This window comes from Amycolatopsis sp. WAC 01376 (assembly GCF_003947415.1).
Taxonomy (GTDB): domain Bacteria; phylum Actinomycetota; class Actinomycetes; order Mycobacteriales; family Pseudonocardiaceae; genus Amycolatopsis.
On sequence record NZ_QHKL01000003.1, the window covers coordinates 279635 to 299999 of the forward strand.

Sequence of the window (20365 nt, forward strand, 5' to 3'; positions counted from 1 at the left end):
CCAGTGCGACGTTCAGAGTTCGGGGTGGTGGCGGCGCAACAGCCGCCGGAGCACGGCCGCCCGCGTGCCGACGGCGAAGACGACGGCCGCGAATCCGCCGACCGGCCCCATCGCCGGGACGAGCGCGGCGGCGGCCAGCGGGGTGGCGACCAGACCGGCGATCGAGGCGGCCGCGGTGAGCGTGAGGACCTTGCTGTTGGTGTTTTCGATCAGGAAGCCCGCGTAGAGCAGCACGGCGAACAGCACCGTTTCGGCCAGGACGAAGACACCGAGGACCACATAGGCGCCGGTGGTGTCTTCGGCGGTCAGCACCGTGCGAGCCGCCGGGATCACGATGCCGATGCCCACCAGGACGAGGAAGGCGAGCGCGCCCCGTTCGACCAGTTTCATCAGTGCGACCGCACGGGCCCGGCCCGCCGCCGCCCCGCTTCCGCGCAGCCGGGCGGAAATCGTCGGCTGGTGCACCCGGAGCTGATAGAACAGCAGCGAGCAGAACGCGCTGCCGGCCAGCAAGGCAACGTAGAACGGTCCACTGTCGACGGTGCGTTCGGCCAGTGCGAGCACGCCGAACACCGACGACGTCGCGAGGACGTCCAGTACCTCGGTCATCCCGAGCAGCACGGTGGTCCGGCCGAACGCGGGCAGGAGCCGGTGCCCCTCGATCCGTTGGACGCGCAGCCATTTCCTCGGCAGCAGCGCCGCGGAGAAGCCGAGGATGAGCAGGATCCCGCCGAGCAGCAGACCGAGATGCGTCAGGGGCGGCCAGCGGGCGACCCAGGTGCCCACGGTCACCGCGCCGACCACGATCGCGCCCGCGGTGAACGCCAGCGCGTCCAAAGTGGACTTGCCGTTGAACCGGTGCAGGCCGGAGACGGTCATCAGCAGGCCGCCGGAGATCGACCAGCCCGCCGCCGTCAGGTACAGCGCGGCGTCCGAGCCCGGCGCGACGAGCAGCGCGACCGCCATCGCCACCAGCACCACCAGTACCGGCACGAAGGCGACCCGGACGGCCAAGGCCGCGACCGCGTCCCGCGTCACCCGCAGGCGGGGCAGGCATTTCAGCGCCGACTTCTCCGCCGCGGACGGCACGAAGTTGAGCCACGTCATCAGCCCGAGCGCGGTGGCGAACCGGCCGTAGTCGTGCGCCCCCCACGCGGTGATCAGCACCAGGCCCATCGCCTGGATCGCCAGCCGGAAGACGCCGCGACCGGCGAGCAGCCGCAGCACCATCGACGGCTTCGGCGCCGCGATCGACGCGGTGCCGGCGCCGGTGAGCGAAGTGCCGGTCAAGGGAGCGGCACCGCCATACCCTGTTCGTCGAGCAGGAACTTCAGCGTGCCGCGCAACTCGTCCTCCGCCGCGAGGACTTCGGGTACGGTCGGCGCCGTAAGCACGGCGTAACCCATCTTGTAGCCGGCCTGCTCGTACGGTTTGACGTAGGAATCCTGCTCCGCGAACAGTTCCAGGTTGTGCACCGCGGGCATGGCGCGGACCTCGTCGGCGCCTTCGATCCGCACGATCCGGCCGCCGCGGTCGGAGGCGAGGATGTGGATCAGGGTCGGCCGCGGGTCGCGCGGCGCGAGCACCACTTCACCGCCGGTCGCGGCGGCGATCCCCGCGGCGATCAGGTCGACGCCGGTGCTGAGCTCGATCGCCTCCGCCAGCCCGTTCCCGCCCATCCTGGCGCCCATCTCGATCAGGTAGAACTTCCCGTCGCGGCCGAGAACGGCGTCGAGGGTGAGCGGCCCGGTGCGGTAGCCGAGTTCCGCGCACAACCCGGCCAGCATCACCGGGAGCGCGCGGTCGACCATCGGCGGCAGCCCGGCGGGCAGGAGATGGGAGGCCGTCACGAAGAACGGCGGCGGCGTGAGCGTGCGCCGGGTGACCGCGTGGAACACGATCCGGCCGTCGACCACGAGCGCTTCGATCGTGTAGTGCGAGCCGTCGAGATGTTCCTCGACGACCAGCCGTCCGGACGGCGAGAACGCGAGCGAGTCGGTGAACGCGGTGTCCAGGCCGCCGGGGCTCGCGCACGAGACGACACCGCGGCTCCCGGAGGAGTCGACCGGTTTCACCAGCGTGGGGAACCGCAGTTGCTGCGCGGCGAGCGCGAGGTCCGGTCCGGGTTTCCCGCCGACACTGCGGTAGGTCGGCAGGCGCAGCCTGTCGCAGAGTTCGCGGAAGACGGACTTGTCGACGGACGCGGCGACGGCGGCTTCGGGCAGCGGGTCCGGCAGGTTCCAGTGCCGGGTGAGCCAGGCGAGCGCGGGCAGCCCGACGTCGCTGGCCGGGCAGAGCACCCCGGCGATGTCGTCCCGTCCGTCCAGCGCCGCCGCGATCTGTTCCGGCGCGCGGACACTGACCTGGACGAACTCGTCGGCCAGCGCCGCCGCGGGCGCGCTCGCGCGCACGTCCACGCAGATGGTGCGGAAACCGAGCTCCCGCGCCCGGTGGTACGTGCTGACCGAACCGTCGGCCCCGCCCAGGATCACCAGGCTCCGAGGTGCCGCCGTCTCTTCGGTTTTCTTCACTCCCGCTTGCCTTTCCCCAGGATGGATCTCGGCCGTGGCCGAGGCGTAGAGCCGGTCGTCCTCGTCGACCGGGAAGTTGGCTTCCCTGATGTAGAACTGCCGTGGCCGCGCCTGTCCCGCACCGACCACGACCAGGTAGCGGACGGTCAGCGCGAGCACGGTCAGCAGCACGGCGAACAGGACGAACTCCAGCGTCGACGCGGCGTTCAGGCCGAGCAGGCCGGTGGCGGCCGCGATCCCGGCGAGCACCGAGATCCCGGCGGCCGCCATCGCCGTGGCCGAAGCCATGGTCGTCAACCGTCTGGTGAAGCCGACGAACAACTCGATGGCGTGCGAGGAAAGGAAACCGAAGCCCACCTTGGACTCGCCGCGTTCGCGTGCCCGGTGTGCCACCGGGACGGTGGTGTAGCGGCTGGTCAGCCTCGGCACGGTGGCGAGGAAGTACGGGGTCCCCAGGCGGAGGTCGACGATCTTGCGCGCGAGCTCCGTGCGCACCAGCCGGAACGCCGTCGCGCCGGGCGGGATCTCGATACGCAGCACGCGGCGGCCGAGGAAATGGAAGGCCGCGGTACCCCAGCGTCTTAGTAAGGGATCTTGCCTATTTGTGCGCACGCCGAAAACGGCGTCGTTGCCCTCCTCGGCGGCGATGATCAATTTCCCCGCCTCGGCGGCCGGGAACTGCTGGTCGGCGTCGATATGCAAGATCCACGGTTTCCCCGCGTACCGGTAACCCGCGGAAAAGGCCGCTTCGAACCCGAAGTTCCGGGTGAAGGACAGGTACCGCACCCGGGGGTCGGTATGCGCGAGCGCCCGGATGACGTCCAGCGTCCCGTCGGTGCTCCCATCGTCCACATAGAGCAGTTCGAGTGGGAGATTTCCCAACTCGGCGACGATCTCCTGATAGGAGGGCTCGACGTTGTCGACTTCGTTGAAGCACGGAACGACTACGGTGAGTCCACTCTGCGCCGGACCGGGGACCGACCAGCTCATCTTTCGGTTCCCGCTGCTTGCGCTATTGTGTTCGTAGCGTCACTCGTCGTGATTTCACGGTTCATGAGTCCCCTTGGCCCCAGGCGTCCGGCAGGTCGTGCCGGCTCGAAAGTTCCCGTGTTATAGGCAGACTCGCTTTGTTATCGCCAGCACATACCGAAAGTTCGTCCTTTCAGCTCAGTCGAAAAGGTGGGAAGTAGGCCGGAAACCGGATGAACCCGGCGCGGGGTATTCCCAAACCGGCGTCGATGACGCAGGCTTGCGCGCCATGTGGACAGTGGGGGTGAGTGCTGCCTGGCGGGCCGCCTATCGGCGTTCGGTACGGTCGGCCTTCGCGACGGTGCCGTTCTACCGGGAGCGCTGGGCACTCGACGGCAGAACGGATCCCGTGCTGGTGCCCGGTCGCACCGGGACGGATTCCGGCGCGGCGCTGCTGGCCGAGGCGGTGCACAAGATCATCGATCTCGTGCCGCTCGCCGGTGGCACGCAACGGATCGAGTCGAGCCGGGGACTGGGTCCCGTGCTGCGCAAGGCACGTTCGGTGACCGGGGACGCACTGGCCGTCGTGCTCGGTGACGACGGGGTGCGGCCGTCGGTGGACCTGCCGCGCGGAGTTCGTTGCTGTGTGGTGGATCCCGACGTCCCGGCGCCGGGTGTGCTGGCGGAACTGTCCGCCGCGCTGCGCCGAGGGCAGCGGGTGCTCGCGATCGGTGACGACAAGCAACTGGCCGTCTTCACCGCGTCACTGCCCGAGGACCGTGCGTACCGGGTCGAATCCGTACCGCGACGAGAACTGGACACAATGGATTCCGGCCCGTACGGGGTTCTCCATGATCCGGTGCTGGGCTACCTGGGCGCGATCGAGGAATGCGGCCGGTGGCACCTCGACTGGCCCCGCGTCTACGCTCGTTCCACGACGGGCGGTCTCGCGTTCACACTGCTGCGTCAGGACTCCCCGCGGTTCGTGGACGTGCTCCCGGCGGGCGGTGTCCGTGGTGAGATTGCGCCGTGCCCGCGACACGGGACACCGGTCGTGCTCACGTGACGGTGAAGGTGGCGGCACGGAGCACCGCGTTCGACGTCGAGGTGCTCGATCCGAGAACCGCGGCCGAACCCGAGGGCTGGAGTGGTTTCCTGCGGCGGGCGCGATTGTGGCCGGTGTGGGAGTACGAGGTTCTGCGCCGGGAAGCCTGGATGGCGAAGAACCCGGCGGTGCTCGCGGTGCTCCGCCGGAACGGGACGATCGTCGGCGCGTTCACCGTGATGGTGTGCCGGAGCTGGCGAGCGGGTGACTTCGCGCCGCTGTCCGTCCTGGGTGGACGGTTCCGCCCGCGCTGGGCGGAGGCCTACCTCTGGCAGCTCAGCGGGTATCCCGCCGGGGTGCTCGACGAGCGGCTGGACGAGAGCGAGCGGCGGGAACTGGTCCGCCGGTTCGAACGGGCGCTGTGCGCCCACCTCGGCCCGGGACTGCTGGGCGTGATCTACCGCGCGATGAACCCGGAACTCCTCCCGGCGCTCGACGGACGCGGCCGGATGTCCCGCGAGATCGACCCGGCCGCCGTGCTGACCAACGAGTACTCCACCGTGGACGAATGGGAACGGTCGCTCGACGACGGGACCCGGAAGACGCTGCACGGACTGCGTGAAGACGAGGACCTTCGTACCGAGGCGGCGCCGGCCCGCCGGGACCTGGACTGCCACGAACTCGCCGTGCTGCTCAACGCCCACCGGTCCAGGCAGGACGACCGTGCCTGGGCAGGGGGACAGCGGTCGCGGTTCGGCGGGCTGCACATGGACACTCGCAGCCCGATCGCACCGTCCTATCTGGACGCGCTCGTCCGCCGCCCGGACGTCATCACCCGTACCTACCGCGACGGATCCGGGCGGCTGCTGGGCTTCGGCACGGTGTTCGACGCCGAAGACGGCTGCGCGCTGCACCAGTGGGCCGCGTTGCCGAGCGCGGGCGGCGGACGGAAAGGGCTCTATGTCGACTTCTACGCCAGGGGAGTGGAGCACATGATCGCGCACCGGCGCCCGGAACTCACCGCCGGCCGGGCGATGCTCGAAAACAAGACCCCGCTCGGCTTCGGCACCAGGTCCCTGGTGTCGGTCGCCGTGCCGAGACCGGTGCTGGGCCGATGACCTGGGAAGTGCGGGTACTCGACCCGCGGACCGATCCGGAACCCGACGGCTGGGCGGGATTCCTCGCCGCGCAGCAGGCACCGGTCCCGTGGGACTACGGATTGCTGCGCGTGGAGTCGCGCTTTTCCCGCAGCCCCAACGCGCTCACCGTGATCAGTGACGGAGGCGAGATCGTCGCCGCGGTACTGGCGATGCTGTGCGCACCGGTCTCCCCGGACCGCCCCGGTGCCGTGCGCGGCCTGGCGCGGCTCGGCCCGCGTTGGGTCGAGGTGCAGCACGCGTGGCTTTCCGGATACCCGCCGTGGCTGTTCACGGATGGTGTCGGCGCCGCCGACAGGCGGGAGATCATGCGCCGGTTCGAGCGCGCCGTCTGCCGCTACACCGGGCCCGGGTGTCTCGGCGTCCTGTACCGGACCGTCGAGCCGGAGTCGCTCGACATGCTGACCGGACGGGGCAGGCCCGTGCGCGACACGATGCCGACGTCGGTCCTGGAAAACCGGTTCGTCGACGTCGACGGGTGGCTGGCGTCCCTGCGCCGGAGCAGGCGGCTGAGCCTGCGCGGCCAGTCGAAGAAGATCGCCGCCGACCCGGACGTGATCGTCCGCACCGAGGCCGCCCGCACCGACCTCGTCGCCCTCGAACTGGCCACCATGCTGCGGGAGCACCGTGCGCGGATGGGGCCGGTGAAATTCGACCGGCGCGGTCCGGTCACCGCCGAATACCTCGGCGAACTCGTGCGCAGACCGGACGTGATCACCTCGACCTACCATGACGGTGAGGGCAGGCTGCTCGCGTTCACCAACGTGCTCGACCATCCCGTCGCACCCCTGCACCAGCATTGGGCGGCGCTGGCCCCGGAAGAGGGACGGCCGAAGCACCTCTACTTCGAGGCTGTCGTCCGGAACGTGCGCTACATGGTCGAAGGCAACCGGAAGTCCCTGTCGATGGGGCGGGGGCTGACCGACCTCAAGGCGACACTCGGTTTCCAGCCGGTCCCGCTGCTCGGGGTCGTCGTGCCGAGACCGGTGACGCGATGGTGATCGAAGTGCTGGACCCCCGCCGCGATCCGGAGCCCGCCTACTGGAAACCGTTGCGGGCCAAGGCGGGTCTGCGCGCGGACTGGAGCTGGGAGGTGCTCACCACCCAGGCGTGGGCCGCGCGCACCGAGCAGCCGGTCACGGTCCTGCTCGAAGACGGGGAACCGCGTGGCGTGGTCAGTTCCGCTTGGGTCACCGGGATCACCCGGCGGCACCGGTTCGCCCGCCCGAGGGGACGCGGACGGTTCGGCGGGCTCGACGTCCGTTCCCCCGGCTCCGGGGCGATGCCGGGCTGGTGGTTCGACGGCGCGGAAGAGGACGGCGGCGTCGGCATGCTGCTGGACTTGTTCGTCCCGGCCATGCGCGCGGAACTCGGCTTCGGCCTGCGCGCGCTGCTGGTGCGCCAGGTCGGGGAGTCCGGAGTGGACAGTGTCCGCGGCGGGCCGAAGATGGTGCGGCGGACCGAGGACGTCGCGGTACTCGACGTATCGCCGTTCTCGGGCCGGGACGACTGGATGCACTCGCTGGCCAGGAAACGCAAACAGAACCTGCGCAAGATCTTCCGGACCTTCGATGCCGACCCGTCGATCGGGGTACGCGTGCGTCCGGGTGCCGAGGCCGATCCGGTCGAGATCGCGGAACTGTTGCGGTACAACGAATCCAAACACCACGATGTGCCGATCGTGCCGCTACCGGCGTTCGTGGGTTACGTGGGGGCCCTCCTGCGGCAGCCGGACGTGCACGTCATCGAATACCGCGAGACGGAGACGGGCCGGGCGATCGCCGTCGCGACCCTGCTCGACCACCCGACGCTGCCGATCGCCCGGCACTGGGCGGCGCTGCCGCCGGAACTCGGCGGGCGGCCCGATCTGTACTTCCACTTCTACGGCGAAGCGGTGCGGTGGGCGGTGGAAACCGGGCGGCCGCAGGTGGTGTTCGGGAAGAAGATGTCGGAGATGAAGGCTTCACTGGGGGCGCATCTGGTGCCGCAGTACGCGGCCGCGGTCGCGCTGCTCTGAGTGCGCCCGGACGACACGCGTGATCAGGTGGACGACACGCGTGACTGGATGGACGACACGCGTGATCAGGCGGACGACACGCGTGACTGGATGGACGACACGTGTGCGGCCGGGACGCGGGCACTCACGAGGCGGTCGAGGCCAAGCCCCGCAAGAAGAGATCGATGGCGAACTCGAACCGTTCCTGCGCGGTCTCCGCGGTGAAGTACTCGCCCGAAGCGAGCAGGTTCGGGAAGGCGCCGGGCGGGAACGACGTCATGTACTCGACCATCCGTTTGCCGCGTTCCTCCTGTTCGGCCAGGTCGATGTCGCCGTGCTGCCAGCCGGCGCCTTCGTAGGCGAAAGCCTTGGCGTAGAGCCATAACGCGTCGGCGGCGAACAGTGCCCGCTTGAGGTCGAGGCCGCCCGCGCGCAGTACCGCGAGCATGGCTTCGGCCTGCTGCAAGGCGTTCGCGCCGACGGGTACGGGGATGGCCCACGCGATCTTGGCGATCCCGGGGAACGACGTCAGTGCGCGCACGTTCTCCCGCAGGAGCTCTTTCGCCTGCTCGACCCACCGGTTCGGATCGGGTTCGGGGAACGGGCCGAAGGCGAGCACGTGGTCGACCATCAGCTCGTGGAGCTCTTCCTTGTTCGAGACATGGGCGTAGAGCGACGCCGGACCGGTCTCCAGCGCCTGGGCCACGCGCCGCATGCTCACCGCCTCCAGCCCCTCGGCGGCGAGGAGGTCCAGTGCCGTCTTCACCACGAGTTCCTGGGACAGCACGGGTTTCTCGGCGCGACGCCGGGGCCTGCTCACTTCGTTCGCCTCCTGGTCGGGGTTCCCGGGGCACTCTACTTGACGCGAACGCCGTTCGCTTGTAGAACGGTGTTCGTCAAACGAACGCCGTTCGTCCAACTGGAGGAAGTCATGACCGAACGACAGACCGAAGTACTCGCCGTGCTGAGCAGGCTTGCCGACGCGTGGAACGACGGCGACGCGGCCGCGTACGCGTCGCTCTTCACCGAAGACGCCGACTACGTCACGTTCTTCGGGATGAACATGCCGGGCCGCGCGGTCATCGAAAGCGCGCACCGGGCCCTGTTCGAACGGCCGCTCAAGGGATCGAAGCTGGTGGCGGGCGGTGGCGAGCCGAAGGTCCGGTTCATCCGGCCGGACGTCGCGATCGTCGTGTCCGGTGGCGGGTCGTCGCTGTCGGGCGGCACGCCGGAGCCGGGCCGGGAATCGACGCTGACGTACGTGCTCGTGGAGGAGTCCGGCGGCTGGCGCGTCGCGTCCTTCCAGAACACCCGGGTCAGTGATCCGGCCGCGAAGGCTTCGTGAAGCGTCCGGTTTTGATCGGATGATGGAAAAACCTGACCGGTAGACGGGCGAGAGGCGTACGCTGGGTTAGGTTCACCTAACCCAGGAGAGGAAGTGTGCATGGCCGAGGCGAGGAGAGCGGTATCAGCGACCCGGTTGCGGGTGCTGCGCACCGAGCGGATCACCCCGCATATGGTCCGGATCGTCGCGGGGGGCGAAGGGATCGCCTCGTTCAAGCCCAACGAATTCACCGACGCCTACGTCAAGGTGCACTTCCCGGTACCCGGCGTCACCTATCCCGAACCGTTCGACCTGACGCGGGTCCGCGAGGAACTGCCGCGCGAACAGTGGCCGCGGATGCGTTCCTACACCGTCCGGGCGTTCGACCCGAACCTCGGCGAACTGGTGCTCGACTTCGTCCACCACGGTGACGAGGGCGTCGCCGGGCCGTGGGCCGCCGCCGCGAAACCGGGCGACGAACTGATCGTTTCCGGACCCGGCGGGGCGTACGCGCCGGGCGAGGAGGCCGACTGGCATCTGCTCGCCGGGGACGAGAGCGCCCTGCCGGCGATCGCCGCTTCGCTCGAGGCGATGCCGGCGGGTGTGCCCGTGCACGCGGTGATCCTCGTGGAGGACGCGGCCGAAGAGCAGTCGCTGACCACCAAGGGCGACGCGCGGATCACCTGGCTGCACCGGAGCCGGGGTGACGATCTCGCGGCCGCCGTCCGCGCGCTCGACTGGCGTGAAGGTGTCGTGCAGGCGTTCGTCCACGGCGAGGCCGGGTTCGTCCGTGACCTGCGGCGTCATCTGCTGGACGACCGGGGCATGCGGCGCGACCTGCTGTCCATCTCCGGATACTGGCGGATCGGGAAGACCGACGAGGCGTGGCGACTGGAGAAACGGGCCGAACGGAACGCGTAGCCTCGGTCGCATGATCGAGCTGAAGGTGGACGTCGACCCGGCCGAGGTGGGTTTCGACGCGGAGCGACTGCGCCGGATCGACAAGCACTTCGACGGGTACCTGGAGCGCAATCGGATTCCCGGGTACCTGGCCGTGGTGACCAGGAACGGGAAGGTCGCGCATCTCGCGTCGAACGGGCAGCGCGACATCGAGGCCGGGCTGCCGGTCGAGACCGACACGATCTGGCGCGTCTACTCGATGACGAAGCCGGTCACTTCCGTTGCCGCGATGATGCTCGTCGAAGCGGGGCTCATCGACCTCAAGGACCCGATTTCCCGCTGGCTGCCGGAGTTCTCGGAACCGCGGGTGTTCGCCGGTGGCTCGTCGGTGAAGCAGGCGACCGTGCCCTCGGCCGAACCGATCCGCCTCTGGCATCTGCTCACCCACACCGCGGGGCTGACCTACGGTTTCCACCGCACGCATCCGGTCGACGCGCTCTACCGTGAGGCGGGGTTCGACCTCGGCACCGCGCCGGGGCTCGATCTGGCGGCTGTTTCCGAAGCGATCGCGCGGCTGCCGTTGCTGTTCCAGCCGGGTTCGGAATGGAACTATTCGGTCGCGACGGACATCCTCGGCAGGCTCATCGAGGTCGTCTCCGGTCAGTCGCTCGACGCCTTCTTCGCCGAGCGGATCTTCACCCCGCTCGGCATGCACGAGACCGGGTTCCAAGCCGCCGCCGGTGATCTCGACCGGCTGGCCGCGCTCTACGTGCCGCACCCGGTCACCAAGGAGCCGTTCCGTCACGACGAGCTGGGCAACGTCGGCCGCGTCGCGCCCTCGTGCTTTTCGGGCGGCGGAGGGCTGGTCTCCACGGCGGGTGACTTCCACCGGTTCGCCCAGATGCTGGTACGCGGCGGCGAACTCGACGGCGTCCGGCTGCTCGGCCCGCGTACGGTGCGGCTCATGGCGACCAACCACCTGCCCGGCGGCGTGGACCTGGAGACCTGCGGACGGACCGGGTTCTCCGAGGCGCCGTATGACGGTTTCGGCTTCGGGCTGGGCTTTTCCGTGCTCGACGACCCGGTGAAGGCCAAGACCCTCGCCAGCGCCGGGGAATTCGCCTGGGGTGGCGCGGCGAGCACCGCGTTCTGGGTCGATCCGGACGAGGACATCACGGTCTTGTTCTTCACCCAGTTGCTGCCGTCGTCGACCTATCCGATCCGCGTCGAATTGAGGAACCTGGTGTATCAGGCTTTGGTCGACTGAGGGGGAGCCATGCGCCGGATCGTGGTGGTCGGGGCCGGACAAGCCGGGCTGGTCCTGGCCTTGGGCCTGCAACGGCACGGATACGCCGTCACCGTGGTCACCGACCGCGACGCCGAAACGATCCACGCGGGCAGGCTCATCTCGAACCAGTGCGTGTTCCACCCCGCGCTGACCAGGGAACGCGCGCTGGGCATCAACTTCTGGGACGGACAGGCCCCGGAGATCCTCGGCGCGTCGTTCGGGCTCGCCGGGGACTCCCCGGAGCCCGCCGTCTCGTGGCAGGCCCGGTTCGACCATCCCGCGCAGTCGGTCGATCAGCGGGTCAAGGTGTCCGCCTGGCTGACCGCTTTCGCCGAACGCGGCGGCGAAATCCGGATCGGCAAGGTGACCCCGGACGGGCTGGAGGAGTACGCCCGCGAGTTCGATCTCGTGCTGGTCGCGGCCGGACGGGGACCGCAGTTCGACGCCCTCTTCCCACGTGACGACGCACGTTCCCCGCACCGCGAACCGCAGCGGACCATCGGGATCCTGTACCTCGTGTCGGGTCGGGGCGAACCGCTTCCGGTGTATCCGGGGCTGACATTCGGGCTCTCTCCGGCCGGTGAGCTGTTCGGGCTGCCGATCCAGTCCGTGCGCGGACCCGTCTTCGGTCTCGGGTTCTTCGGCGTGCCCGGCGGCCCGATGGACGTCTGGGCCGATGTCACCGGCCTCGACGAGCATTTCGCCCTTGCGATGACGTTGCTGCGCAGGCAGTTCCCGTGGGTCGAGGAGTCGCTCGCCGACGCCCGCCCCAGCGGGCCGCTGGACGTCCTGCGCGGCCGGGTCCTGCCGATCGTGCGCGATCCGGTCGGGACGCTGCCGTCGGGGGCGAAGGTCCTGGCGATGGGCGACGCCGCGGTGACGAACGACCCGGTCGCCGGACAGGGCGCGAACATGGCGGCGCACGCGGCCGCGGTCTACGAACGGCGCATCCTCGACCACGGTGACCGTCCGTTCGACGAAGCGTTCCTGCGCGGCACTTTCGCCGAATACTGGGAAAAGGCGCAGCACGCGACCCGGCTGAGCAACGATCTCCTCGCTCCGCCGCCGGATCACGTGCTGGCCACGCTGGAAGCCGCGCAGACGGCGCCCGAGGTGGCGCGCCGGTTCGCGAACATCTTCTCCGACCCCGTCGACTACGCCGGTTGGCTCACCGACGAGGGCGCCGCTCGCGCCTACCTGGCGTCGAAGGGCGCGTGATCCGGGGCGCAGACGGTGCCGCGTGCCGGAAGGCGTCCGTTGGCCAGGTACGCGTCGAGTGCCGCGTCGACACAGGCGCTGCGGTTCGCGGCGCCGTGCCCCCAGGCGTCCAGCGTCAGGAGCCGGGCGTTGCCGAGGATGCGTTCGGCCCGTTTCGCCCCGGCGTACGGCGTTTCGGGGTCGCCCTTGCCGTTGGCCAGCAACAGGATCGGCGCGGTCGGCCGGTTCCACGGTCCGGTGTACCGCGCCGGATCGGAGGCGGGCCAGAAGGCGCACGGCAGGGAGAGATACGTGTCGTAGGAACCGAAACCGCGGCTTTCCCGGTCGGCCGCGTGGGCGGCGCGGGGCCAGGCGGCCGGGTCACGCGGGTTCGTGGCGTCCGCGCAGATCGTCCCGCCGCCACCCAACGCGGAGTCGAACGGGGTCGGGATGGCCTTCGCCGCAACGGATTTCGTCGCGGACTGGAGAAATTCCGCCAGCGCGGGGGAGCGAGCCTCGTCGGTCAGCGCGCTGTGGGTACGCCGGATGACCTCCTGATAGGTGATCGCGCCCGGTGTGGCTTCGAGCCGGTCGAGGAGCGCGTCGTACTTGGCCCGCAAGTCCTTCCCCGGCTCGCGGAACGCGCATCGGGTGTCGGCCGCGCACGCGTCGAGGAACGCCTGCAGCGCGCGGTCCGCGTCCCGGAAGCCGCCGAGCCTGGTGCTGAACGGGACGTTCGCGTCCTCCGGACGGTGCCCGGTGGACCAGGCGATCGGATCGTTGACGGCGTCCAGCGCCAAGGCGCCGACGCGATGCGGGAACAGGTTGGCGTACACCTCGCCGAGGTAGGTGCCGTAGGAAAGGCCGTAATAGCGCAGGCGGGGCTCGCCGACGGCTTCGCGCAGCCTGTCGAGATCCCTGGCGACGTTCGCGGTGGACAGGTGCCCGAGTAGCGGCCCGGCGTTGCGGCCGCACGCGGCGGCGACCTCGCGGACGTCGGCGAACTGCCGGGTCTCCTGTTCGGTCGTGATCGGGAAGTTCCCCAGAACCCGTTTGAGCGGCTCGGTTTCCGCCTCGCTGGTGAAGCAGCGGACCGGCGTGCTGGCGCCGACACCGCGCGGGTCGAAGCCGACGATGTCGAACTGCCGGTGCAGGGACGGCGTCTGGAACTTGCTGAAACGGCCGGGGTTCCCGGGTCCGCCGGGGTTGGTGAAGAGGGTGCCGCGTTTGTGCTTCTGGTCCGTCGCGGGGAGACGGCCGAGCGCGATGGTGATCCGAGGTCCGCCAGGGTCCTGATAGGACATCGGGACCTCGATCTCGGCGCAGTCGTAACCCGGTGGAGAGCCGGACGGACAGGGGCCCCAGGCGAGACCCTTCGGCGCGGCCGAGACCGCGGGCGTGATCGTGACGGCGGCGAGTGCGGTGAGAGTGAGCACAGTAGCGATGCGGAATCTGGTCACCCGGCCAGCGTCTCGCCTCGCGGGCGCGCGATCCCTGGTGCTCGTACCCGGAAAGATGGTGGGGTACGCCCCTCCATGTTCAACATATAGCGCACCGGGGGGCTTGCGGCAAGACCCCGGTGGTGCCGCAGAATCCTCGGCCGTAGCGAGAACAGGCCGAACAGGAGTGAAGATTTGACGGACGTCGACGTGATCATCGTGGGTGCCGGCCCGACCGGTCTGATGCTGGCCGCCGAACTCCGGCTGGCCGGTGCGCGCCCGCTGGTCCTGGAACGGCGGCCGGAACAGGGGAGCACTCCGAAGGCCCACGGCCTCAGCGGGCAGATCCTGGACCTGCTGCACTATCGCGGCCTGCTGGAGCGGGTGCGGGGGCTCGTCACCGACCCCGTCCCGCCGCACCGGTTCCCGTTCGGTGGGGTGCACGTCGACCTCACCCGGTTCGAGGAGCCGCCGCTGAAGGCGCTTTCGGTGCGGCAACAGTCGCTGGAGCGGCTGCTTGAGGAGCACGCCATCGAGCTCGGCACGGAGGTGCGTCGCGGGCACGAAGTCGTCGGGCTGCGCCAGGACGACGAGTCGGTGACCGCCGAGGTGCGCGGCCCGGACGGATCGTACGAGGTCACCGTCCCGTACTTGGTGGGCTGCGACGGCGGCCGTAGCCCCGTCCGTGCGATGGCCGGGATCGGCTTCCCCGGCACCACCTATCCGGAGGTCAACCGGATCGGGCAGGTCAAGATCCCCGACGGGCTGACCGTCCACGACAACGGCGACATCGAGACGCCGGAACTGGGCCGGATCAAGGCGGGCTTCACCCGTACCGACGCCGGCGTGTTCGCGCTCGGTTCGCTGACACCGGGGATCCTGTTCATCCAGACCACGGAAGACGATCCCGGCGAGGTCGACGACGACGTGCCGATGACCCTGGCCGAACTCGGGGACAGCATCCGCCGGGTGCTCGGCGGCATCGTCCCGCTGGGCGACCCGGTCCGGCTCTCTCGCTACCAGTTCTCCGCCCGCCAGGCGGAGCGCTATCGCGAGGGGCGGATCCTGCTGGCGGGCGACGCGGCCCACCTGCTGCCGTCCACCGGCACGGCGATCAACGTCGGCATGTCCGACTCGGTCAACCTGGCGTGGAAGCTGGCCGCCGAGATCCAGGGCCGGGCGCCGGAAGGACTGCTGGACACCTATCACGCGGAACGGCACGCCGCCGGTGCTCGTGCGCTCCTGCAGTCCCAGGCGCAGGTCGCGTTGCGGCGCGGGCACGACGAAGCCGCAGAAGCGCTCCGTGCGGTTTTCCAGGAACTGCTGGACGACGAACAGGCCGCGCGACGGCTGGCCTCCCACGTCGCCGGGACCGACACGCGCTACCCGATGCCCGGCTCCGGGCACGCACTCGCCGGCACGTTCGTCCCGGATCTCGCGCTGGAGACCGACCAGGGCGCGACCAGCGTCGCCGAACTGCTGCGGCCGGCACGGCCGGTTCTGCTGGACCTCGCCGGACGGCCCGAACTGCGTGAACTCGCGCAGGGACGCGTCGACGTTCACACCGCGAAGGCCGAGGACCGGCCCGCCGACGTCCTCCTGATCCGCCCGGACGGCTACGTCGCCTGGGCGGGCGACGACCCGGACGGGCTCGGTGAGTCCCTCGCCACCTGGTTCGGCGCCTGATCCCACGCATTTCGTCCTCTGAATGCGGTAAAAACGCATTCAGAGGACGAAATGCGGGTCGTCAGCGGTTGATGACCTCCGAGCCGTACCGCTTCAGGGTTTCCTCGCGCTGGTCGTGCATGAGGTACAGCGCGAACTGGTCGACACCGAGCGAAGCCAGCTCCTCCAGGCGCTCCCCATGCGCCGAAGACGGCCCGAGCAGGCAGAACCGGTCCACGATCTCGTCCGGGACGAAATCGGTCGACGGATTCCCCGCCCGTCCGTGGTGCGAGTAGTCGTAACCCTGCCGCTCGCGGATGTAGTCGGTCAGTTCGTGCGGCACCGGCCCGGAATCGCCGTACCGCGCCACGAGATCCGCGACGTGGTTGCCGACCATTCCGCCGAACCAGCGCAACTGTTCCCGCTGATGCGCCAGATCGTCGCCGACGTACGCCGGGGCCGCGAGGCAGATCGTGATCCCGGCCGGGTCCCGTCCCGCCGCGCGGGCGGCCTCACGGACCGAACCGATGGTCCACCGGGCGATCGCGGGATCGGCGCATTGCAGGATGAAGCCGTCGGCGTGTTCGCCGACCGTCTTCAGCGCCTTCGGCCCGTATCCCGCCATCCACATTTCGAGTCTGCCGTTGCGGATCCAGGGGATCTGCACCGGCTTGTCCCGCAGCAGGACTTCGCGTCCTTCGGCCAGTTCCTTGACCACGTGCATGCAGTCGCGCACGGTGGCCAAAGTGGACGGTGGCAGGCCGACCACCCGGTGCGCCGAGTCGCCGCGGCCGATCCCGCAGACGGTCCGGTTGCCGTACATGTCGTTGAGCGTGGCGAAGGTCGACGCCATCACCGACCAGTCCCGGGTGGCCGGGCTGGTCACCATCGGGCCCACGATCATCGACGACGTCGCCGCGAGGATCTGCGAGTAGATGACGAACGGTTCCTGCCACAGCACGCACGAGTCGAACGTCCAGCCGTAGCGGAAACCCTGGTCCTCGGCGGCCTTCATCAGCCGCACGAGGTCGTGTGCGGGCGGGTCGGTCTGGAGAACTATCCCGAAATCCATCCGGCCACCGCCTCAGTTCAGGTACTGGTTCAGGTCGCGCGAGAGGAATTTCCCGTGCGTCGTACTGCCCGAGAAGCCGGACGGCGACACGACCACGCGACCGCGTGAGAGCACCGTCTCGACCTTGCCGGTGATCTCCATGCCCTCGTAGGCCGAGTAGTCCACGTTCATGTGGTGCGTCTCGACCGACAGGGTCTGCTTCGCCGCCGGGTCGTAGACGACGATGTCCGCGTCCGAACCCGCCGCGATGACGCCCTTGCGCGGGTACAGACCGAACATCCGCGCCGGGGTGGTCGAGCAGGTCTCGACCCAGCGGCCGAGGGTGAGCTCGCCGGCCACGACACCCTGATGCAGCAGGTCCATCCGGTGCTCGACGCCGGGGATCCCGTTGGGGATCGCGCGGAAGTCGCCGCGGCCGAGCTCCTTCTGGTCCTTGAAACAGAAAGGACAGTGATCCGTGGACACCACCGAGAGGTCGTTGGTGCGCAGCCCTCGCCACAGGTCCGCCTGATGCGAATTCTCCCGCAGCGGGGGAGAGGCGACGTACTTCGAACCCTCGAAATCCGGTTTGGCCAAGTCCTCAATGGACAGATAGAGATACTGAGGACACGTCTCCGCGAAGACGTTCTGCCCGTTGTCGCGCGCTTCCGCGACCGCGGCCAGCGCCTGCGATGCCGAGAGGTGCACGATGTACAGCGGCGCCCCGGTGACCTTGGCCAGCTGGATCGCGCGCGAGGTCGCCTCGCCCTCCAGCTCCGGCGGTCGGGTGAGCCCGTGCTGCACCGGATCGATCTTCCCGGCGGCGAACGCCTGAGCGGCCAGCTGGTCGATCGCGATGCCGTTCTCCGCGTGCATCATGATCGTCGCGCCGATCTCGCGCGCCTTCTGCATGGCCAGCAGGATCTCGCCGTCCGTGGAGTAGAACACCCCGGGATACGCCATGAACATCTTGAAACTGCCGACGCCACCGTCGACACAGGCCTGCATCTCCTTCAACGACGAATCGTTGACGTCGGAGACGATCATGTGGAAGCCGTAGTCGATGGCGCAGTTGCCGTCGGCCTTCTCGTGCCATTTGTCCATAGTGGACAGCAGAGAGGTGCCCTTGGCCTGGACGGCGAAGTCGATGATCGTGGTCGTGCCGCCCCACGCCGCCGCCGTCGTCCCGGTGCCGAAGGTGTCGGCGGAATGCGTTCCGCCGAACGGCATCTCCATATGGGTGTGCGCGTCGATCCCGCCGGGCAGCACGTACTTCCCGGTGGCGTCGATGGTCTCGTCGGCGGGCCCCAGCGTGCCGGGGGCACCGACGGCCGAGATCGTCTCGCCGTCGACGAGGACGTCCGCCGCCGAAGCGCCCGCCGTGGACAGCACCCGACCGCCGCTGATGAGGGTGGTCATCACGCCTCCGCGAGGGGTCCGTAGCTGTCGGGGCGGCGGTCTCGATAGAACGCCCACAGGTCACGGACTTCGGCGAGCCTGCCCATGTCGAGGTCCCGGATGACGATCTCCTCTTCGGTGTCGGAAGCGGCCTCGCCGATCAGCTGACCGCGAGGGTCCGCGAAGTACGATTGACCGTAGAAGTCGTTGTCGCCCAGTGATTCCACGCCGACGCGGTTGATCGTGCCGACGAAGTACTCGTTCGCGACGGCTGCCGCGGGCTGCTCCAGCCGCCACAGGTACTCCGAAAGGCCCCGGCTGGTCGCCGAAGGGTTGAACACGATCTTCGCGCCCGCCAGGCCCAGCGCGCGCCAGCCCTCCGGGAAATGCCGCTCGTAACAGATGTAGACGCCGATGCGGCCGACGGCGGTGTCGAACACCGGGTAGCCGAGGTTCCCGGGCCGGAAGTAGAACTTCTCCCAGAACCCCTTCACCTGCGGGATGTGGTTCTTGCGGTGCTTGCCGAGGTAGGTGCCGTCGGCGTCGATCACCGCGGCGGTGTTGTAGTACACGCCGGGCTGCTCGACCTCGTACATCGGGACGACCAGCACGACACCGTGGCGTTCGGCGACCTCCTGCATGAGCTTGGTCGTCGGCCCGTCGGGGATGCCTTCGGTGTAGGAGTAGTAGTCGGTGTCCTGCACCTGGCAGAAATACGGGCCGTAGAACAACTCCTGGAGGCAGACGACCTGCGCTCCCTGCGAAGCGGCCTTGCCGATGGCTTCGACCGCGTTCGCGATCATCGACTCCTTGTCACCCGTCCACCGCTGCTGGATCAATCCGGCTCGGACCAGGTCGCTCACTTGCGTCCTCCTCGATATAGGTGGTGCGCTTGCGTTCGGACAGGGACAACAGCAGGTAGACGACGAAGGCGCCCGCCAGGCCGACGACCCAGTTGTAGTCGTAGAGCGGTTTCAGGAGCGGGATCAGGCCGTCTTCGGGGAACGGCCCGCCGTACGCGCCGCCGACCGAGAGCACGGCGCCGACCAGCGTCGCGGCCAGCGCGCGCCAGTTCCAGCCGCCGTTGAACCAGTAGACGCCGCGTTCGGTGTACAGATCCCGCAGGTTGAGGTGCGTGCGGTTGACCACCCAGTAGCCGGCGACGAGCACCCCGGCGACCGCGCCGAGCAGACCGCCGTAGAAACCGAGCCACGCGAAGATGTAGATGTTCGGATCGGAGTAGAGCCGCCACGGCTGGATGAGGATGCCGATGAGCCCGGTGATCAGCCCGCCGACGGCGAAGGTGATCTTCTTCGGGAACGCGTTGGAGAAGTCGTAGGACGGGCTGACCACGTTGGCCGCGAGGTTCGCCGACACCGTCGCCAGCACCAGCGCGATCAGCGCGACCACCACGACGACCGGCGAGTCGAACCGGTCGGCCAGTTTCGCCGGGTCCCAGATCTGCTCGCCGTAGAGGACGCTGCCGCCCGAGGTGGTCAGGATGGCCACGATCGCGATGAACGTCATCGTGGTCGGCAGGCCGAGGAGCTGGCCTCGGACCTGTTTGCCCTGGCTGCCGCCGAACCGGGTGAAGTCCGGCATGTTCAGCGAAAGCGTCGACCAGAACGCGATCATCGCCATCAGCGCCGGGGCGAACACCTTCCAGAAGTCCGGTCCCCAGCCGAGTTTCCCCGGCTCGGCCAGGATCGGGCCGAAGCCGCCCGCCTTGACCAGCACGTAGCCCAGCAGGATCAGGAAGCCGACCGACACCAGCGGCGCCGTCCAGTTCTCGAATTTGCGGACCGCCTCCATGCCGCGCCAGATGATGAGCATCTGCACCAGCCAGAACACCCCGAACGAAAGCCACAGCGTCCAGTGCTGGCCGAGGACGACGGTGGAGTCCTTCCAGCCGGAGCCCGCGAGCCGCCCGACGATGATGTAGATCGCCTCGCCGCCGACCCAGGTCTGGATGCCGAACCAGCCGCACGCGATGAACGCCCGCAGCAACGCCGCCAGGTTCGCGCCGCGCATGCCGAAGAAGGCGCGGGCGAACACCGGGAACGGGATGCCGTACTTCGTCCCGGCGTGGCTGTTGAGCAGCATCGGGATCAGCACGATCAGGTTGCCGATGGTGATCGTGAGCAGCGCCTGCACCCAGTTCATCCCGAGCGCGATCAGCGACGCGGCGAGCGCGTAGGACGGGATGTTGTGCGCCATGCCCATCCACAGCGCGAAGTAGGTGTAGGTGGTCCAGGTCCGCTTTTCGACCGGGACCGGGGCGAGTTCTTCGTTGTAGAAGCGGCTGTCCTTCAAGGACTCGACCTCGCCGAGTTCGACCCGGCCATCAGGATGCACGTGCTGCGTTCCGCGTGCCGTCGGCTCCATTGCGGAATCGTGCTCGCCCG

General features: G+C 69.1%; 17 protein-coding genes and 1 pseudogene. 9 read left to right on the plus strand and 9 right to left on the minus strand.

Annotated elements, in window-relative coordinates; all coding sequences use genetic code 11:
* Positions 1–12 precede the first annotated feature (12 nt).
* The 3 genes and pseudogenes from DMH03_RS18035 to DMH03_RS43050 form a co-directional block, all read right to left on the minus strand.
* Complete coding sequence (locus DMH03_RS18035) at positions 13–1290, minus strand: hypothetical protein (protein WP_125793193.1); 1278 nt, start codon at positions 1288–1290, stop codon at positions 13–15.
* Entirely contained in the window at positions 1287–2531 is a 1245-nt protein-coding gene (locus tag DMH03_RS42545) for an ATP-grasp domain-containing protein (RefSeq protein WP_370310845.1), read from the minus strand. Before DMH03_RS42545 ends, DMH03_RS18035 begins: the two co-directional genes overlap by 4 nt.
* 36 nt (positions 2532–2567) lie before the next feature.
* Positions 2568–3521: pseudogene (locus tag DMH03_RS43050) on the minus strand (glycosyltransferase family 2 protein); the annotation flags it as partial.
* Positions 3522–3789: 268 nt separating this feature from the next.
* Between DMH03_RS43050 and DMH03_RS18045 the strand changes: the two are divergent.
* The 4 genes from DMH03_RS18045 to DMH03_RS18060 are packed head-to-tail and all read left to right on the plus strand — an operon-like array spanning position 3790 to position 7719.
* Complete coding sequence (locus DMH03_RS18045) at positions 3790–4566, plus strand: hypothetical protein (RefSeq protein WP_125793195.1); 777 nt, start codon at positions 3790–3792, stop codon at positions 4564–4566.
* Complete coding sequence (locus DMH03_RS18050) at positions 4563–5663, plus strand: hypothetical protein (protein WP_125793196.1); 1101 nt, start codon at positions 4563–4565, stop codon at positions 5661–5663. Before DMH03_RS18045 ends, DMH03_RS18050 begins: the two co-directional genes overlap by 4 nt.
* Complete coding sequence (locus tag DMH03_RS18055) at positions 5660–6703, plus strand: GNAT family N-acetyltransferase (RefSeq protein ID WP_125793197.1); 1044 nt, start codon at positions 5660–5662, stop codon at positions 6701–6703. Before DMH03_RS18050 ends, DMH03_RS18055 begins: the two co-directional genes overlap by 4 nt.
* Positions 6697–7719, plus strand: a complete 1023-nt coding sequence (locus DMH03_RS18060; RefSeq protein ID WP_125793198.1) for a GNAT family N-acetyltransferase — start codon at positions 6697–6699, stop codon at positions 7717–7719. The genes DMH03_RS18055 and DMH03_RS18060 overlap by 7 nt, the downstream gene beginning before the upstream one ends.
* A gap of 124 nt (positions 7720–7843) precedes the next feature.
* On the opposite strand, the gene DMH03_RS18065 is transcribed toward DMH03_RS18060, so the two are convergent.
* Positions 7844–8518 carry a TetR/AcrR family transcriptional regulator gene (locus tag DMH03_RS18065; protein ID WP_125793199.1) on the minus strand — a complete coding sequence of 225 codons (675 nt, stop codon included), beginning with the start codon at positions 8516–8518 and terminating at the stop codon, positions 7844–7846.
* Positions 8519–8629: 111 nt separating this feature from the next.
* On the opposite strand from DMH03_RS18065, the gene DMH03_RS18070 reads away from it, so the two are divergent.
* The 4 genes from DMH03_RS18070 to DMH03_RS18085 all read left to right on the plus strand — a co-directional run bounded on the left by DMH03_RS18070 (position 8630) and on the right by DMH03_RS18085 (position 12428).
* On the plus strand, positions 8630–9043 hold the full coding sequence (locus tag DMH03_RS18070) for an SgcJ/EcaC family oxidoreductase (RefSeq protein WP_125793200.1): 414 nt from the start codon (positions 8630–8632) through the stop codon (positions 9041–9043).
* Between the two features lie 99 nt (positions 9044–9142).
* A complete protein-coding gene (locus DMH03_RS18075; RefSeq protein ID WP_199748915.1) occupies positions 9143–9943 on the plus strand; it encodes a siderophore-interacting protein in 801 nt (266 codons plus the stop codon).
* Positions 9944–9953: 10 nt separating this feature from the next.
* Positions 9954–11189, plus strand: coding sequence for a serine hydrolase (locus DMH03_RS18080; protein WP_125793201.1), 1236 nt, complete (start codon positions 9954–9956; stop codon positions 11187–11189).
* Positions 11190–11198: 9 nt separating this feature from the next.
* A complete protein-coding gene (locus DMH03_RS18085; RefSeq protein ID WP_125793202.1) occupies positions 11199–12428 on the plus strand; it encodes a styrene monooxygenase/indole monooxygenase family protein in 1230 nt (409 codons plus the stop codon).
* On the opposite strand, the gene DMH03_RS18090 is transcribed toward DMH03_RS18085, so the two are convergent.
* Complete coding sequence (locus tag DMH03_RS18090) at positions 12404–13867, minus strand: alpha/beta hydrolase (protein WP_125793203.1); 1464 nt, start codon at positions 13865–13867, stop codon at positions 12404–12406. The two genes, DMH03_RS18085 and DMH03_RS18090, sit on opposite strands and share 25 nt — an antisense overlap.
* Positions 13868–14041: 174 nt before the next feature.
* Here DMH03_RS18090 and DMH03_RS18095 point away from each other — a divergent pair, with 174 nt between their 5' ends.
* Complete coding sequence (locus tag DMH03_RS18095; RefSeq protein ID WP_125793204.1) at positions 14042–15532, plus strand: FAD-dependent monooxygenase; 1491 nt, start codon at positions 14042–14044, stop codon at positions 15530–15532.
* A gap of 61 nt (positions 15533–15593) precedes the next feature.
* On the opposite strand, the gene DMH03_RS18100 is transcribed toward DMH03_RS18095, so the two are convergent.
* Genes DMH03_RS18100 through DMH03_RS18115 form a run of 4 tightly spaced genes read right to left on the minus strand, consistent with a single transcriptional unit; the run spans position 15594 to position 20345 of the window.
* Entirely contained in the window at positions 15594–16583 is a 990-nt protein-coding gene (locus tag DMH03_RS18100; RefSeq protein ID WP_125793205.1) for a TIGR03842 family LLM class F420-dependent oxidoreductase, read from the minus strand.
* Between the two features lie 12 nt (positions 16584–16595).
* Positions 16596–17981, minus strand: a complete 1386-nt coding sequence (gene hydA / locus DMH03_RS18105; protein ID WP_125793206.1) for a dihydropyrimidinase — start codon at positions 17979–17981, stop codon at positions 16596–16598.
* Positions 17981–18823 (minus strand): nitrilase-related carbon-nitrogen hydrolase, encoded by an 843-nt coding sequence (locus DMH03_RS18110; protein WP_125793207.1) that lies wholly within the window; start codon positions 18821–18823, stop codon positions 17981–17983. Before DMH03_RS18110 ends, hydA begins: the two co-directional genes overlap by 1 nt.
* A complete protein-coding gene (locus DMH03_RS18115) occupies positions 18774–20345 on the minus strand; it encodes an NCS1 family nucleobase:cation symporter-1 (RefSeq protein WP_125793208.1) in 1572 nt (523 codons plus the stop codon). The genes DMH03_RS18110 and DMH03_RS18115 overlap by 50 nt, the downstream gene beginning before the upstream one ends.
* Positions 20346–20365 lie beyond the last annotated feature (20 nt).